We start from the raw sequence: 17,046 nt of genomic DNA, 5'->3' as shown, positions 1-17,046 counted from the left end.
TTCATCTAAATGTATTGAATTTACCCGCTTATCTCGCTAATACTGACAGTGAGGCAGAAATTGGCGCCCGCTGACGTTACCCACAAGTGAGGATCCGTCAACCCGGACGCTACGGGGGGTATCGTGTCAGATAAAAGACATTTCCACAGAGTGAAGCTCGATATTGAGGGTGTTCTCTCGCACCAGGCAATCAGTGTGCCGGTGACCGTCAAGGACATTTCCCTACAAGGCATTCGCCTCAGTGCGAGCGAGGCGAGTCTGCAGGCTTTGCCGTTTGACAGTCATATCCCCTACACCGCCAGCTTCAGGCTGAACAAAGACAGCCCGCTCATCACCCTGGATATTGAACAGTTATACCGTCAGACCGATTCACGCCATGACGAGGTGATGCTGGGCTGTCGCGTCGCGCGTGGTGATATTGACAGCGTCTCAGCGCTGCGCCGGCTGATTGAGCTCAACAGCCGGGACATGGCCTTGTCAGACAGCGATCTTGATGCGCTGGTTGATGCGATTTACTCCAGAGCATCGAGCGCCTGAGACAACTGCGCGACCGGGATCACGGTTAATCCCGCTACCGGCTGCTTCGGCGCATTGGCTTTGGGCACGATGGCACGTTTAAAGCCGTGCTTTGCCGCCTCAATAATGCGTTCAGTTCCATTAGGCACCGGGCGTATCTCACCGGCCAGGCCCACCTCGCCAAACACAATCAGCTCGCGAGGCAAAGCGCGGTTTCTGAAACTTGATACCATTGATAACAACAGCGCAAGATCGGCACTGGTTTCGGCCACCTTCACACCGCCCACCACGTTAACAAACACGTCCTGATCATTCATCTGCACATTGCCGTGACGGTGCAGCACCGCCAGTAGCATGGCAAGACGGTTCTGTTCAAGCCCAACTGCAACCCGCCGGGGATTGGCCATTTGCGAGTAATCCACCAGCGCCTGGATCTCAACCAGCAGGGGCCGGGTGCCTTCCCAGATCACCATCACACTGGAGCCCGGTGATTGCTGCTCACCGCGGCTCAGAAAAATGGCCGATGGGTTACTGACTTCTTTGAGGCCCTTCTCTGTCATTGCAAACACGCCCAGTTCATTAACCGCTCCAAAGCGGTTCTTGTGACTGCGCAGCGTGCGATAACGGCTGTCACTCTCCCCTTCCAGCATCATCGAACTGTCAATACAGTGCTCTAACACCTTCGGGCCTGCCAGGTTGCCGTCTTTTGTCACATGGCCGACGATAAACATGGCGATATGGTGTTGTTTGGCAAACCGGGTCAGGAAAGCAGCGCTTTCGCGTACCTGGGAAACGCTGCCAGGCGCAGACTGAACATCTGCCACGTGCATAACCTGAATTGAGTCAATCACCATAATTTTGGGTTTTTGCTCAAGCGCGAGCTGGCAGATGGTTTCCACGTTGGTCTCGGCCAGCATCATCAGTTTGTCGTCCGGCAGCCCAAGCCGTTTCGCGCGCATCGCTACCTGCTGCAGCGACTCCTCCCCGGTAACATACAGTGCTGATTCACTGGCAGCCAGCTTGCACATGACCTGTAACAATAAGGTACTTTTTCCAGCGCCGGGCGACCCGCCTATCAGCATCGCCGCGCCCGGAACAATTCCGCCCCCCAGCACCCGGTCGAGTTCTTTGAAGCCCGAACTGAAGCGTGGCAACGCCTGCAGGTCGATGCTGTCAAGCCGTTCAATTTTCGCTGTCGTCTGCCCGGCATAACCGCTGAAGCCGGTCGGGGAAGATGAACGTGCCGGTGAAATTACAAACTCTGAAATGGTATTCCACGCTTTGCATTCACTGCATTGGCCCTGCCAGCGAGGAAATTCTGCGCCGCAATCTGCACAGACATAAGCGGATTTGCGTTTTGCCATAACGAAACGGTATCTCTGATCTTTAAGACGCGCTATCCTACCATTGAGGCGGTTCGGATGGCACTGTCCTCAGCGAAAAAGACGCGGCCTGCGCCCCGCGATAGAAACCGGGTACGGTTTTTTTAAAGGCAGCCGATAAGAAGAACAGCATAAACGGTAAAATGTCTAAATGAGTCAGGATCTTGAGCAGTACGCCGAAATAATCGAGCAACTCAAACCTATGGTAAACGAACCTGAGTTTAATCAGATTCTGAGCCAGGTTGCCGGTGATCTTCCCAAAGAAAAGCGCTTCCTCATTAAGATGGAGGTGAAGCGCCTTGCTAAGCCGTGCATGCGCTCTATCGACCTGCGCGGCCAGGTTGATGGTGACTGCCGCCTTTACGAATACGACGGCATCAAACATTACCTTGATCCTGTTGCCATTGACGTCTTTGAACAGCAGATCCGCATTTTTGGCCATTACAGCTTTGGCGTGTATGAGGCCGTCCAGAAAACTGAGAATAACTTCCGGGTTCAGCGTGAACGTGCTGAACAACAACAGCAGGCAGAAGAAAATGATCCGGCGGCAAAAACCGCTGCCATGATGAGTAAATACACCGTGCCGGTGATAAACCTGCTGCATTACTCCCAGCGTCAGAATGAACGCATGAACTTTGCTGTCGCCGTGGAGCTCTCAAACGAAAGCAACCATTCGGTACGGGGCATCACCGTCGATGTGTCAACAGAGGGAATTCAGGTCAAGCTGACAAAGGAATCGCTGTTTAAACCAAATGAACGGGTCAGCGTGCACTTTCGCGGCTTTGAAGAAGAATTTGCGATGGACAAGAAAAATGGCATTGCCTATACCATCGTAAAAATCATGCGCAAAAAGGACATTCAGTACATTGCGTTGCGGCGCGCCAAAGAGTTCCCGAATGCCGCCTTTGACCAGTTTCTTGAGAACTTTATCTTCGGTAATAAACGTCGCTATAAAGTGAACATGAACAATACTATTGATGCCATCATCAATAAGTCATGTGAACAGTACTTCTCCCCGCGCAGTCCGACACTCCCCGTGTATGTGGATGTCGTTGATACCGTCATGCGCCCCCGCTTCGCCATGCTGAATGATGTGAACCGGGAGATCATCGACTACTGGCAGGATGAGCAGGAAAACTGTCGGCTTGGATATCTGCTCTCAGCCAGCCGCATGCAGGCCCTGGCAGTTAAACCGGAAGCGCTGCGGGAAACGTTTGTCTATTGCTTCACACACCTGCAGAACGACAAAGTCTATTTTTATTCCGCATCGCTGGAAGAACTCAACAAGCAAAGTCTGCTGAAGCCGGTGTTTTTCGGGTTTGGTTCCAGGAAAGTAAGCTGGAGGGTATTCAAAGTGGTCATGACCGACATGTCACCTGACCAGGCTCACGCGCCGCTCTCAATACCAGACAGTGTCGGCACGAAAATTAAACGGCTCAATTCACCACCGGCCCCGCGTCTGATGGCGCGACTTAAAAACCTGCGGGTGCTGATTCATATTACTGATGTGACGTCGCTTGACGGTCAGCATACCTACAGCCAGACACGCTTTAACCGCGACAAAATCAGTCATCTGAGGGTGTTTGGTCACGCTCGCAATCGTCCCCCGGCTGAAATCAAAGCCTTTCGCTACAAGTTTGAAGAGCAACGCCTGGAGTCCCGTTACCAGTTGCGCTCGGATATTCTGGTTAACGTCAAAGGCAGCCTGAGAAAGTACAAAGGGATCAGCGACGATATTTCTGTGCATGGCCTGCGCATCGAACTGCTTGATGATTTTACCGATGACACCGACAGCGTGGTCGAGGTTGGATTTCCAAAACTGCAGGCGCTGACCAAGAGTCATGATGTGATGGCGCTGCAATACAATATTGTGTATTACAACGCCCAGAAAAACATTCTGCACCTCAAATCGGTACCGGGCGAGCAGGGTCAGAGTGCACGGCATTTCTTTGATGATCTGATAAAGAGCAACCGGCATTCGCTGAAAGCCTATCCGGATGAGGAAGAGATCCCGGGTATCGGGCATGCACTCAGGGTTATTAACGCGCGCAATGCGACGTCCCTGTCTTTTGTATTGAGCAAGGAAGGCGTGCGCTACGTGCCGGAAGTGAGCATTGTGGGCAAGCATGATGACCGACTGACCCGTCTGGCAACCCACCATGCCGACAGAGACAAGCTCAACCTGGAATTCATGTTCCGTGACCGCAAACTGGACACCCCATTTGTGCAGCATGGGGTGAAACAGGTTCGCGTTGAAAACATGCCGATACGGCAGGAACTCTACGTGGCATTTGACCCGTCACAGAATGATAAACGCCTGGCGGTGATCCCGCGCTTCTCAAACCGGTTCAGTTCTGATGACCAGCGCCGTGCGTTTATTCAGGAAGCCATCAGTCGTGGCCAGTTTATTGCTGTGCACGTGATGCTGACCACAACCGGCAAACCCGATATGGACCAGCTTCAGTCCGAGATCAATTACGTCAGTGTGTATGCCATTCACCGTGCCAAAGAGCTGGAACAGAAGCTCTGGAGTATTGCCGCCTGCGCCCATCTCATTGATGTCACCGACGAGGTGATGACACGCTTTGGCTTTGCCCAGGAAGAAATTAAAAAGAATCGCGAGCCTGCCCTGCAGCGCCCGCTCGAGAAAAACGGTATCGAAGCCCTGCTGCAGTCCTGATCAGGGCGCCAGCAGATACAGCACGCTGTGCAGGCCGCTTCGCAAAATCGCAACATCGGCCTGCTGGTTGACCTTGGGTTTGGCGTGACACGCCACGCCCAGTGCTGCCGTTGCCATCATTGTCAGGTCGTTAGCGCCATCGCCCATCGCAATAGTCTGACTATGCGGAATTTGCCAGGCAGCGGCCTGCGTGCGCACAATCTCCGCTTTTTTCGACGCATCCACAATCTCGCCAATTACGTCACCCGTCAGTCTGCCATCCTCAACAGCCAGGGTGTTCGATACGGCCAAATCAAGTCCCAGGCGTTCACACAGATAATCCGCAAAATACGTAAAGCCGCCTGACGCCAGCACCACTCGCCAGTTGTTGGCTTTCAGTGTATTAATCAGTAAGGCCGCGCCCGGCATCAGTGGAATACTATCGCGCAGGGCGGCCAGCAGACTGGTATCGATGCCTTTCAGACAGGAGACCCGGTGCAGCAGACTGGCTTTAAAATCCAGTTCGCCCCGCATAGCACGCAGGGTTACCGCAGACACCTCATCACCGACACCGCCCAGCTTGGCAATCTCATCAATACATTCCATTTCAATCAGGGTGCTGTCCATGTCCATCACCAGCAAACCGGGTGAGGACAAGGTTGGCTGGGTTGTCTGCAGTACCAGTTCAATACGCCAGCGGTCTGCCAGCGGGTGCAATGCTGCTTTTGCGGCGGCGACATCAGCGACAGAACAGGTAATAACAAACACACTGTCACCATAGTGACCATGTAAAGAATGACAACGCACCTGATGGCACACAACCGTTTCTTTCAGCGCGCTGATGACGTGTTCAAGCATTGCCTGGTTGATGGCCTGACCAAACACGGTCAGGACGGCGTTTGCGTCAGACGGAGCGTGTTCGCCAGGCAGCCATTCCTGACGCGCCGTATCGTATGTTTTTGGTGCTGCACTAAAAAACGCGCCGGCATCCCGGGCACAAGAAAAAGCAAGGTTATCTGGCATGGAGGTACAGTCTGTCTGTAAAAACATCAAAGCCGACATCCTAGCGAATGCCTGTACTAAGTGAAATAACACTTGGCTTTTTTTTTAATTTCACCTAGCTTGACCGTATGGTTTCACTCTCCCGGAGAAGGCGTGTTATGCCGTCAACTGGACAATCCGCACCGTATGATCAGTCAAACCGGCGCCGCCTGCAGTCGCGCCGGCGACATACGCGTTTCACTGTACTCAAGCGGATCATCCACTTGCTGGTGATTACCGGTGCGCTCTCCATTGCTGTTGCGCTGTATGGGCTTATCACCGAATACCATAGTCAGTGGAGTCGTCTTCACCTGACGCAGCCCGGCACCGCGCTGAGTTTTCAGTATGCGGCTCTGCTCAGGGATGCAACCAGCAATGGCGACGTGAAGGCGATTGATGCGCTGCTTGACGTGGTCAATCAGGATCCATTTGTCATCAGCGCTACCGTTTATAATGCACGGGGCGAACAACTCGCAACCGCCGGCGACAAGGCAGATCTTGTCAGTCCGGCTATGCTGGCCGCCTCCCCGGTTACCTTCCTGCGCAATATCAGCAATGATCAGGGCGAGCTTGCAGGCTACCTGCAGTTGTTGATGGACAGGGAACTGACGCTGGCCCAGCCTGATGCACTGAGGCAACAGCTGGTGAAACTGGTTACCGGCATTATCCTGCTGGCAGTACTGGTGGCGATTTATCTGACCCGCGGCATTTACAAAAGCAAATACTGGTATCTGCGTCATTTACGTAAGTTACGCGCTGAAATGGCGTCGAAATAAGCGATGATAGTTCGCTGTGGTCTGCGCAATGACGGCATCATCGCTGACCTCAAACACCCTCGACAGCACCGGTACGACATCACCAAGATATTCAGGTGAGTTACGCTTTCCCTGGCGCCCGCACATCGGCATATCGGGCGCGTCAGTCTCTAGCAGCACATGTTCGAGTGATACCGACGCCAGACTTCGTCGGGTTTTCTCTCCTCGCGGATACGTAACCGTGCCACCAACGCCCAGCAAAAAACCCTGGTCGATATAAAACCGGGCGATGTCGATACTGCCGGAAAACGCATGGATAACGCCGCCTTGGGTAAAACGCGATGTCGCTAATACCTGTTGCAGCAAATGGTGACTTTTACGATGGTGCAGGATTACCGGTAGTCCTGTCGCCTGTGCCAGCTCAAGCTGACGTTGCAACGCCGTCATCTGGCACGCTACCGGCACATTAACGACGCCGTCGATCCCCGTTTCACCGATTGCGACCAGCGCAGCGGGCGGTGACGCCAGCGCATGCTCAAGGGCAATGAGCTGGGCTTTGAGTGCGCTATCGTCACTGGCAAGAAAATACGGATGCAGGCCCAGCGCAATGTCGATATCGTCATGCTGTTCGGCCAACACAGCCTGTCGTCGCCAGCCTGACTCCGTGGTACCGGGGATAAGAAAACGGGTAACACCGGCCTGACGGCTGCGGTGCAGAACGTCATCAACGTCCTGGGCAAAACTGTTGAGGTCGAGATGGCAGTGACTGTCTATCATGCCTGCGCCGGCTCAGGGCATCAGGCGCTGATGTGTCCAGCTGCCATCCGCCTCAAGATTAAACTCGAAACGGTCATGCAGGCGATGCTCTCCGCCTTGCCAGAATTCCATCTGGTGCGGGCGAATCCGAAATCCGCCCCAGAAATCCGGTACCGGCAAGGCTTTGTCGGCGAACTTCTGTTTCAACTGGCTGAACTGCGTCATTAACAGCTCTCGGGTCGAAATGGGCTGACTCTGACGTGACGCATACGCCGCGAGCTGGCTGTCTTTGGGACGCGAGAAGAAGTACGACGCGTTTTCTTTCAGCGACATGCGTTCGGCCGTGCCGCAGACACGCACCTGACGCTCCATGAAAAACCAGGGGAAATGCAGCGAGATTTTGGGGTTAGCCGACAGCTCTTTTGCTTTTCGGCTGCCCAGATTGGTAAAGAAGACAAAGCCCTGCTCATCCACTTCCTTAAGCAGCACAATCCGCTGTGAAGGCTGGCCGTCCTCTGAGACCGTCGCCACCGTCATTGCGGTCGGATCAGGAATATCTGCCTTAATCGCATCATCCAGCCAGCGTTTGAACAGGGTTATCGGATGCTCGGTTAAATCTGCCTCATCCAGTGTTCCCATCGAGTACTGCCGACGCATATCAGAAATAGCCATAATCACTCACCCTCGTATCCGTGGCGCCTTAGCAACGCATTATCAGAGCATAGTATCGTTATCGTAGCCGAGTGAACGCAACGCGCGCTCATCATCGGCCCAGCCCTGCTTAACTTTTACCCAGAGCTCAAGAAACACTTTGGTATCGAACAGCTTTTCCATATCTTTGCGAGCCTGTTCACCAATGGTTTTCAGTTGTTTCCCACCTTTACCGATGACCATGCGTTTTTGTGACTCGCGCTCAACCAGGATAAGACCACTGATACGAAATACGCCGGTCTCGGTTTGCTTGAATTGCTCAATTTCTACCGTGGTTGCGTACGGCAGCTCATCGCCGGTAAAACGCATCAGCTTTTCGCGAATGATTTCTGCGGCCATAAAGCGGCTGGAACGGTCAGTTATATAGTCTTCGGGGAAGTAGAACGCACTCTCCGGCAAACTCGCAAACACCAGCTCACGCAGGTCATCCACCATTTTACCGTTCTTAGCACTGACCGGCACGATATGCTCAAAGGTATGTTCCTGCGACAGGCTCTGCAGTTGCAACATCAGGGCTTCTTTATCCTCGACCTTGTCGACTTTATTGACGATCAGATAGCACGGCAATCCTGACGCTTTCACCTTATTCAGCACCATCTCATCATCGTCGGTCCAGCGGGTGCCTTCGACCACAAACAGTACCACGCCCACATCAGCCAGTGAGCTTGAGGCAGCCCGGTTCATGTAACGGTTAATCGCGCGCTTTTCTTCTTTGTGCAGTCCGGGCGTATCGACGTACACGGTCTGGCGGTTGCCTTCGGTATCAATACCCAGAATACGGTGCCGTGTAGTCTGCGGCTTGCGTGACGTGATACTCACTTTTTGCCCGAGCAGACGGTTAAGCAGGGTCGACTTGCCCACATTAGGGCGTCCGACGATGGCGACCAAACCACAATAGGTTGTCTGTTCAGAACTTGTCACTGAGTGCCTCCAGTGCTTTTTTGGCGGCCTGTTGCTCGGCCTTACGACGGCTGTTACCGGTGCCGGTTACCGGCGAATCCAGCAGTGAAACCTGACAGGAAACGGTAAAGGTCTGGTCGTGGTCCTTACCGGTCACAGATAACACATCGTAGTCGGGCAGCGGGCGTTTTCTTGACTGCAGAAATTCCTGCAGACGGGTTTTACTGTCTTTTGGATGAGCATTAGGATCAAGCTGTTCAATCCGCGATTTCCATAGCGACAGGATCACATCACGGGTCGTCTCAAACCCCGCTTCAAGATAAATCGCGCCCAGCACCGCCTCAACCGCGTCAGCCAGAATCGAGCTACGGCGGTGCCCGCCACTTTTCAGCTCACCGGGACCGAGTTTAATTAGCGGTCCCATTGACGCTTCCCGAGCCAGCTCGGCCAGGGTTTCCCCTTTGACCAGCGTAGCGCGCATGCGCGTGAGTTTCCCCTCAGGAACATCCGGAAAGGTGGCAAACAGCTTTTCTGCGATGACCATCCCCAGGATGGCGTCACCCAGAAACTCCAGGCGTTCGTTGTGCTTTTTAGCAGCACTGCGGTGTGTCAGTGCCTGCGTTAATAACGCGGTATCGCTGAAGGTGTAACCAATCGCTTTGTAGAGCGGTGCAAACGTGTCGATGCCCTGCATCACTCAATGCCACCTATACGCTCAAAGCGCACGCCGGTCGGTACCCAGCTTGGCAACCAGCTGTCCGCAGTACGTTCAAATTCGAAGCTGATCCAGATTGCGACTGCCTGCCCTACCAGGTTGTCATCGGGCACAAAACCCCAGAAACGGCTGTCGCGGCTGTTGTCGCGGTTATCACCTAACACAAAATAATGGCCCGGTGGCACAATCCACTCATTGCTGCGCGTCCCCGGCTGAGTGAAGAAGTGGCTGGGCGGAATGTCGCGCAACGGATGGCGTAAAATGTCATGTGTCACGTTACCGAGGGTTTCGGTATAGCGCATCAGCGGCGCCATGTTTTGTACGAAGTCACCACGAGATACAAATTCAAGGGCAACCGGCTCAAGCGTATCACAGCGCGTTGGCTCACGCTCACACGATGGTTTAATCAATACCTGTTTGTTCTGATAAACCACGGTATCCCCCGGTAAACCAACAACACGCTTGATGTAGTCAATATTCGGATCTTCCGGGTATTTAAATACCACCACATCACCACGCTCAGGCGTTCCGGTCTCAATCAGCTTGGTACGAAACACCGGATCCTTTATACCATAGGCGTACTTCTCAACCAGAATGAAGTCGCCCACCAGCAGCGTCGGCATCATTGAGCCCGACGGGATCTGAAATGGCTCATAAAGAAATGAGCGTAATACCAGAACAAAAGCAATCACCGGAAAAATTTGCTGCGCAGTGTCCACCAGGTACGGCGGTGGCGGCGCCTCGGCAAATGCCGCGCCCTCAGAACTTGCGGTTGCCTGCAGACGCGCTTTACGTTTTGGCGCAAACACCAGACTATCCAGCAGCCAGATCAGACCGGTAATCAGTGTCAGAGCAACCAGCAGCAGGGAAAAATAGTTAGCCATTACTTACCTACCTTGAGCACGGCAAGGAATGCATCCTGCGGTAATTCCACATTACCAATCTGCTTCATTCGCTTCTTCCCTTCTTTTTGCTTCTGCAGCAGCTTTTTCTTACGGCTGACGTCACCACCGTAACACTTCGCAATCACGTTTTTGCGCAGTTGCTTAACGGTAGAGCGCGCAATAATGTGGTTACCAATAGCAGCCTGAATGGCAATATCAAACATCTGACGCGGAATCAGCTCGCGTAGTTTTTCAACCAGCTCGCGACCGCGTGACTGGGCATTGTCACGGTGTGTGATCATTGCCAGCGCGTCCACCCGTTCGCCATTAATCAGGATATCCACCCGCACCATGTCAGACACCTGGAAACGCTTAAAATTATAATCCAGTGACGCAAAGCCACGGCTGGTTGATTTAAGACGGTCAAAGAAGTCCAGTACCACTTCAGCCATCGGCAGTTCATAGGTAACCGCGACCTGTTTTCCGTGGTAGGTCATGTTTGTCTGTACGCCACGTTTTTCGACACACAGCGTGATCACGTTACCGAGAAATTCCTGCGGCACCAGAATATTCGCCTCAACCAGCGGCTCGCGGATCTCAGCAATTTCGTTGACCGGCGGCAGGTTTGACGGGTTATCGACGCTGACGGTTTCACCTTTAGTTGTCACCACTTCGTAAATTACCGTCGGCGCGGTGGTAATCAGCCCCAGATCATATTCACGTTCAAGACGCTCCTGGATGATTTCCATGTGAAGCATGCCGAGGAAACCAACACGGAAGCCAAAGCCCAGCGCGGCAGAGCTTTCAGGCTCATAGAACAGTGACGCATCATTCAGGCTGAGCTTGGCCAGGGCGTCACGAAAATCTTCATAATCATCTGAGCTTATCGGGAAAATACCGGCGTAAACCTGTGGTTTAATCTTCTTGAACCCTGGCAGCGGCGTCTCGGCAGCATTACGCGCAGTCGTGATCGTATCACCCACGGGAGCGCCGGTAATGTCCTTGACCCCGGCGATAATAAAGCCCACTTCACCTGCACGCAGGGTCTGGGTCTCGAGTGCTTTGGGAGTGAATACGCCCAGCTTGTCAACCTGATGAACCTGGCCGTTCGACATCAGCTTGATCTTGTCTTTGGTGTTCAGCTCGCCTTCCATGATGCGGACCAGTGACACTACGCCCTGGTAATTGTCAAACCACGAGTCAATAATCAGCGCGCGCAGCGGTGCATCGCGCTCACCCTGTGGTGGCGGTATTTTGTTGACGATCACTTCCAGCACATCTTCAATACCAACACCCGTTTTGGCAGAGCAGCGTACTGCATCCACGGCATCAATACCGACAATGTCCTCAATCTCTTCGGCCACGCGATCCGGCTCAGCCTGAGGCAAATCAATTTTGTTCAGAACCGGCACAACCTCCATATCCATCTCAATGGCGGTATAACAGTTTGCGAGGGTTTGTGCTTCCACGCCCTGTCCCGCATCGACGACCAGCAGCGCACCTTCACAGGCTGCCAGCGAACGGGATACTTCATAGGTAAAGTCAACGTGTCCGGGCGTATCAATGAAGTTAAGCTGGTACGTTTCACCATCACGGGCGGTGTAGTTCAGCGTCACGCTCTGCGCTTTAATGGTAATGCCTCGTTCACGCTCAAGATCCATTGAGTCGAGAACCTGTTCAGCCATTTCCCGGTCGGAAAGACCGCCACAATGCTGAATAAGACGATCGGAGAGGGTCGACTTGCCATGGTCGATATGCGCAATAATGCTGAAATTACGAATATGGGATTGTTGCATAAAGCTGGAAAACACCTGCGGAAAATTATTAACAAAATAGGGCTTGTAAGCATAATCAAATGTTCACGCCACGCCACCCGGGCACGCGCTCATGTGGTTATACTCACCACGCCGTCTGCCTGCTGACAGCCACTTAGCGCCATCAGTTGTCATTGTTCATTACGCGGATTTTTCCGGCATCATGGAACAACGCGCGTGGATTTTACCTATTTATGCCGCTAAAAGCGAATATCGGAGTGAGGCTGACAGGAATTTCTGGCAAGCTGGGTTACCGGTGTCGGCCACCGGTATTTACTCTGATGGTGACTGCTTGCTGATAAGGACCGGCTGAAACCGGCCTTTGTCCATTTTTTTCAAATGGCGGGAAATGGCAACAAACGATGCAAGGGTGGCAAGTGAGCTGCCTGCAAACACCACCAGATCCCCCCCGCTACCCGGCAATCCGAACCACCGCTCGAGCAGCACCGCACTAATAACCAGAACCAGCAGGGGCACAACATACAGCAGCGCCGACGCGAGCATGATGCCCTGCTCCGGAATACCGACATTAACTTCATCCCCCACGCTGACTGCGACCGGGGTTTTAAACGTCAGTTGTTGTGATTTTGGTGCGATGGCTTTCGCGATAGCACCGGTTCCACAATCGGATTGCGCCTGACAGGCATTACAGGTCGTCTTGATCGCGGCTTCAACGGTAATCTCATCACCGTCAACCGCAATCACGCGTGCGGTTTCTACCATCATTGTGGCGGCCTCGATGACAGCGATGTGGCAATCGCATTCGCGGTTTTCAGCGGAATTTCACCCACCACGGTGACCTGAGCTTTCCCGTCCGTCAGTGTCAGGAAGGTATTCAGATCATGACGCAGTACCAGATCGGTGCCCAGCGCGTCGGTAGCGGGCTGAACGTAAACTGACACGTCAACCAGACCGTCACTGAACATTTTGTACTCTACCACCTGACCGGTCAGTGCCAGTCGGCGAATATCCCGTCTGACTTCAACCATTCCGCTGGGCAGATAATCTACCTCCCAGGCATGAGGGCGCGGCTGAATGGGGGTCATTGCCATGGGCTTGGGCAAAGAAGCGGGGTTTACGCGAGAAAAATAATCATGCGGCCTATCCTGAATACTCAGTGAGGTAACCTGGATCTGCTCAAGCAGCGCGCCCTGTAAATCCAGCATATTCAGCTTTAACAACATGCCGGTCTCTTCATCCAGCCACAACTGATAGCTAAACCGGCTGTTATCGCGGCTGACAATGCGAATTTGTTGCGCTGGTCGTCCGGCAACACGTGCCCGCCCTACGCTGACAAACTCATAGCCGGCTTTAAGCGCTTCCGGATGGTACAGCAACTCACTGGGTATGGGACCACTGATATGCTCTGAACGCAGACTGTACGGCGGAACGTCAGGTTCGAACACGCTGACCACATCGCCAACACGAATCAATTCACGGCCAGGGCCGTTCTGTAAATTCAGCTGTTCCATCGCCTGACCGTCTTCCAGCCGCGCATGTCGCCACAGATACGGGATGGTTTCCCCGCCCATACGGCTTTGAACGAAGGACACCTGAAAATTCAGATGCTGGGTGACATAGGCCAGGCGCTGAAGCCATTCAGTGGTACTGAGATCCCGGCGTTCATCACTGACTACGCTAACCGGAGGCGCTGCCTCCTCGTCCTGAGTCTGGGCCAGGCCGACGCCCGGGAGCAGCGCCAATGCACTGAAAACAAAAGCGCGCCAGCGGCCTGAGACCGCTGACGCGCTGAGGAATTGGGTTAACTGCATAACTGCCTTACTGGTTTGGCTCACTGTCCGGCGTGTCGTTTACCATGCCGGTATCGTCGTCACCGGCAACATCTTTGGCCTGTTTCAATCGAACCTGCTGTTCGTGGTCGGCAATGATAGCATTGATTTTACGCTTTTTCTCAAGCACCGCATTCATATCATTGCGCGGCAGTGTCCGGGTTTGTTCCAGACTGACCGGTGCCAGTCCACCCTGTGGTCCTACCGTCGGCGCCGTCATAAAGGGTTCAGTTGGTGCCGGCTGGTTTAACTGCTGCACCCCCAGAATAACGGCAACAGCCACAGACGCAGCGACCGCAAACTGTCCGGACTGTTTCGCGAACGGGATCACGTTGCTGACCAGCGGCACTGAACGCCAGCGCGACCGCTTAGGCGCAACAATGGCAGGTTCATTTTCCAGCATCGCGGCAACGTTTGCGGTAATATCCAGATGCGCTCCTACCGACGCTTCTTTACGTAATCCGCTCCGGATCACATGGTATCGGCGCCATTTCGCTTGTAACGCTTCATTAGCGGAAATGTCGTCGATGATGTGATCACCATCGATTTCACCATCCATGAATGCGGACAATTTTTCTTGCTGTTGCGTCATATTTTACTTTCCTGATCGCATATGATCATTACCAACCCTAACACAGCTATTAGTCAGCTTCATTTTTATAAAGTTCAACTTTCCAACAGCGGCTGTATTACTTTATCAATTGCTTCGCGGGCACGGAAGATACGTGATCTTACCGTCCCGACCGGACACGCCATTACACTGGCGATTTCCTCATAACTCAGCCCTTCGATTTCGCGCAGGGTAATTGCCATACGTAAATCGTCCGGCAATTTTTCAACCACACGAAACAGGGTTTCCTGTAATTCATCTGACAGCAGACTACGTTCGGGCGTCGATTGCTCCTTCAACGCGTCACTGCCTTCATAATAATCGGCTTCGTCAGCATCTACGTCACTGGCTGGCGGCTTTCTGCCCTGCGCAACCAGATAATTTTTCGCACTGTTCACAGCAATGCGATAAAGCCAGGTATAAAACGCGCTGTCACCACGAAAGTTGGGCAACGCACGGTACGCTTTGATAAACGCGTCCTGCGTCACATCAGCAACATCGCCGGTATTTTTTACATACCGCGACACCAGATGCATGACCTTGTGTTGATAGCGGGTTACCAGCAGATTAAATGCGTTTTTGTCACCTTTTTGTACTTTCTCAACCAGCTGCTGGTCGCTTATCTGCTCGCTCATTCGAGCCATTACTCCTTTACTTCCACCACACAATAGCCCTCGCAAGCAGTGGTGTAGACGTTCTTGATTCAGGAAAGTTCGATTTTTTATTAAAAAAATTAAAAGTTTTACTCAGAATAGCGCGGAACATTGTGTTTTAGCGCCCATCCTTTAGACTTGCCGAACCGTTGCAATAGTAGATTGTTATAAAAATACATGAAATCAGCGCCGTCTTCACTATCTTCACACTCGCAGACAACCGGCGACCACGACCATGCTGTAGAACATCGCTGTGATGTGCTCATCATTGGTAGCGGTGCAGCAGGCCTCAGCCTTGCGCTTCGGCTGGCAGACCACTGTCAGGTAATTGTTCTGAGCAAAAGTGACCGCAACGAGGGCTCAACACGCTATGCCCAGGGTGGCATTGCTGCTGTCTTCGACGAGCAGGACTCTATTGATGCGCATGTTCAGGATACCCTTAATGCAGGTGCCGGGCTGTGCGACGAGGCGGCGGTGCGGTTCACCGCAGAACGCGCTAAAGAGGCGCTGAGCTGGCTGATTAGCTTCGGCGTGCCATTTGATACCGAGACCAACGAGGCCGGCGAGCAACGCTTCCATCTCACCCGCGAGGGCGGCCATAGCCACCGTCGTATTCTGCATGCTGCAGATGCGACCGGCGAGGCCCTGCAAATAACCCTTAACGACGCAGTCTCAGCACACCCGAACATCCATATTTTTGAACGCTACAATGCGATTGATCTGATCCCGTCCAAATCACAGAAAGGCTACTGTACCGGCGCGTATGTCTGGAACCGGCAGCGCGAACATGTCGAAGTCATTCGCAGCCGCTTCATTGCCCTGGCAACCGGGGGTGGCAGTAAGGTGTATCAGTACACATCAAATCCGGATGTATCGAGCGGTGACGGAATTGCTATGGCCTGGCGGGCAGGCTGCCGTGTCGCTAACATGGAATTCAACCAGTTCCATCCAACCTGTCTGTATCATCCCCAGGCCAGAAATTTCCTGATCACTGAAGCACTGCGCGGAGAAGGTGCCTACCTGTGTCACGAAGATGGCACGCGCTTTATGCACCGCTTTGATGAGCGCGGAGAGCTGGCACCCCGTGATGTGGTTGCCAGGGCGATCGACTTTGAAATGAAACGACTGGGTGCAGACTGCATGTACCTGGATATCAGTCATAAACCCGCGGATTTCATTGTCAAACATTTCCCGAACATTTACCGTAAATGTCGTTCACTGGGTATCGACATTACCCGCGAACCCATTCCGGTTGTGCCTGCTGCACACTATAGCTGTGGCGGTGTGATGACCGACTTCAACGCCAGAACCGATCTGGAAAATGTCTACGCGATTGGAGAATGTGCTTACACCGGTCTGCACGGCGCTAACCGCATGGCCTCAAACTCATTGCTGGAGTGTGTGGTATTTGCCTGTGCTGCTGCCCGGGACATTGTCAGCCGCCTGCCTGAGGTCACGCTGGATGAACCGGTAGCACCATGGGATGAAAGTCAGGTCAGCAATTCTGATGAAGAAGTCATCATTCAGCATAACTGGCATGAACTGAGGCTGTTCATGTGGGACTACGTCGGTATTGTTCGCACCGACAAACGACTGGAACGGGCAATGCGGCGTATCTTGCTGCTCGAACAGGAAATTCACGAATACTACGCGCATTTCCGGGTCAGCAATAATCTGCTTGAGCTTCGCAATCTGGTGACGGTTGCGGAACTCATCGTGCGCTGCGCGATGCAGAGAAAGGAAAGCCGGGGACTGCACTACAATCTGGATCACCCCGGCAAGCTGCCTGATCCGGCACCGACTATTCTGGTTCCGGAAAAATCCCGTAAGCTGCCTGAACCAGGCACGCTCACCACCTGA

General features: G+C 53.3%; 16 protein-coding genes. 4 read left to right on the top strand and 12 right to left on the bottom strand.

Features of this window, described 5'->3' with window-relative positions:
• Nucleotides 1–123 precede the first annotated feature (123 nt).
• Complete coding sequence (locus AB1N33_RS11610; RefSeq protein ID WP_411271713.1) at nucleotides 124–537, top strand: PilZ domain-containing protein; 414 nt, start codon at nucleotides 124–126, stop codon at nucleotides 535–537.
• Here AB1N33_RS11610 and radA read toward each other — a convergent pair.
• Nucleotides 513–1,880, bottom strand: coding sequence for a DNA repair protein RadA (radA, locus tag AB1N33_RS11605; protein ID WP_411271712.1), 1,368 nt, complete (start codon nucleotides 1,878–1,880; stop codon nucleotides 513–515). The two genes, AB1N33_RS11610 and radA, sit on opposite strands and share 25 nt — an antisense overlap.
• 169 nt (nucleotides 1,881–2,049) lie before the next feature.
• On the opposite strand from radA, the gene AB1N33_RS11600 reads away from it, so the two are divergent.
• Nucleotides 2,050–4,578, top strand: coding sequence for a PilZ domain-containing protein (locus AB1N33_RS11600; protein ID WP_411271711.1), 2,529 nt, complete (start codon nucleotides 2,050–2,052; stop codon nucleotides 4,576–4,578).
• On the opposite strand, the gene serB is transcribed toward AB1N33_RS11600, so the two are convergent.
• A complete protein-coding gene (serB, locus tag AB1N33_RS11595; protein WP_411271710.1) occupies nucleotides 4,579–5,607 on the bottom strand; it encodes a phosphoserine phosphatase SerB in 1,029 nt (342 codons plus the stop codon).
• 110 nt (nucleotides 5,608–5,717) lie between these two features.
• On the opposite strand from serB, the gene AB1N33_RS11590 reads away from it, so the two are divergent.
• A complete protein-coding gene (locus AB1N33_RS11590) occupies nucleotides 5,718–6,374 on the top strand; it encodes a hypothetical protein (protein ID WP_411271709.1) in 657 nt (218 codons plus the stop codon).
• Here AB1N33_RS11590 and AB1N33_RS11585 read toward each other — a convergent pair.
• The 10 genes from AB1N33_RS11585 to rpoE all read right to left on the bottom strand — a co-directional run bounded on the left by AB1N33_RS11585 (nucleotide 6,348) and on the right by rpoE (nucleotide 15,168).
• Complete coding sequence (locus AB1N33_RS11585) at nucleotides 6,348–7,130, bottom strand: TatD family hydrolase (RefSeq protein WP_411271708.1); 783 nt, start codon at nucleotides 7,128–7,130, stop codon at nucleotides 6,348–6,350. The two genes, AB1N33_RS11590 and AB1N33_RS11585, sit on opposite strands and share 27 nt — an antisense overlap.
• Before the next feature lie 12 nt (nucleotides 7,131–7,142).
• Nucleotides 7,143–7,781: a pyridoxamine 5'-phosphate oxidase gene (pdxH, locus tag AB1N33_RS11580; RefSeq protein WP_411271707.1), complete on the bottom strand. Its 639-nt coding sequence runs from the start codon at nucleotides 7,779–7,781 to the stop codon at nucleotides 7,143–7,145.
• 42 nt (nucleotides 7,782–7,823) lie between these two features.
• Nucleotides 7,824–8,741, bottom strand: a complete 918-nt coding sequence (gene era, locus AB1N33_RS11575) for a GTPase Era (RefSeq protein ID WP_411271706.1) — start codon at nucleotides 8,739–8,741, stop codon at nucleotides 7,824–7,826.
• A complete protein-coding gene (rnc, locus tag AB1N33_RS11570) occupies nucleotides 8,728–9,414 on the bottom strand; it encodes a ribonuclease III (RefSeq protein ID WP_411271743.1) in 687 nt (228 codons plus the stop codon). The genes era and rnc overlap by 14 nt, the downstream gene beginning before the upstream one ends.
• Nucleotides 9,414–10,319, bottom strand: a complete 906-nt coding sequence (gene lepB, locus AB1N33_RS11565; RefSeq protein ID WP_411271705.1) for a signal peptidase I — start codon at nucleotides 10,317–10,319, stop codon at nucleotides 9,414–9,416. The genes rnc and lepB overlap by 1 nt, the downstream gene beginning before the upstream one ends.
• The gene (gene lepA, locus AB1N33_RS11560; protein ID WP_411271704.1) at nucleotides 10,319–12,115 is read right to left on the bottom strand and encodes a translation elongation factor 4; all 1,797 of its coding nucleotides are present in this window, start codon (nucleotides 12,113–12,115) and stop codon (nucleotides 10,319–10,321) included. Before lepA ends, lepB begins: the two co-directional genes overlap by 1 nt.
• 291 nt (nucleotides 12,116–12,406) lie before the next feature.
• Nucleotides 12,407–12,859, bottom strand: coding sequence for a SoxR reducing system RseC family protein (locus tag AB1N33_RS11555; protein ID WP_411271703.1), 453 nt, complete (start codon nucleotides 12,857–12,859; stop codon nucleotides 12,407–12,409).
• Complete coding sequence (locus AB1N33_RS11550; protein ID WP_411271702.1) at nucleotides 12,856–13,905, bottom strand: MucB/RseB C-terminal domain-containing protein; 1,050 nt, start codon at nucleotides 13,903–13,905, stop codon at nucleotides 12,856–12,858. The genes AB1N33_RS11555 and AB1N33_RS11550 overlap by 4 nt, the downstream gene beginning before the upstream one ends.
• Nucleotides 13,906–13,912: 7 nt before the next feature.
• Nucleotides 13,913–14,515, bottom strand: a complete 603-nt coding sequence (locus AB1N33_RS11545) for a sigma-E factor negative regulatory protein (RefSeq protein WP_411271701.1) — start codon at nucleotides 14,513–14,515, stop codon at nucleotides 13,913–13,915.
• 74 nt (nucleotides 14,516–14,589) lie between these two features.
• Nucleotides 14,590–15,168, bottom strand: a complete 579-nt coding sequence (gene rpoE, locus AB1N33_RS11540) for an RNA polymerase sigma factor RpoE (protein WP_411271700.1) — start codon at nucleotides 15,166–15,168, stop codon at nucleotides 14,590–14,592.
• 195 nt (nucleotides 15,169–15,363) lie between these two features.
• Between rpoE and nadB the strand changes: the two genes are divergently transcribed.
• Nucleotides 15,364–17,046, top strand: a complete 1,683-nt coding sequence (gene nadB, locus AB1N33_RS11535; RefSeq protein WP_411271699.1) for an L-aspartate oxidase — start codon at nucleotides 15,364–15,366, stop codon at nucleotides 17,044–17,046.

Source organism: Alteromonas nitratireducens, assembly GCF_040812025.1.
Classification (GTDB): domain Bacteria; phylum Pseudomonadota; class Gammaproteobacteria; order Enterobacterales; family Alteromonadaceae; genus Alteromonas; species Alteromonas nitratireducens.
This window is presented reverse-complemented; position numbering and strand designations above follow the sequence as displayed.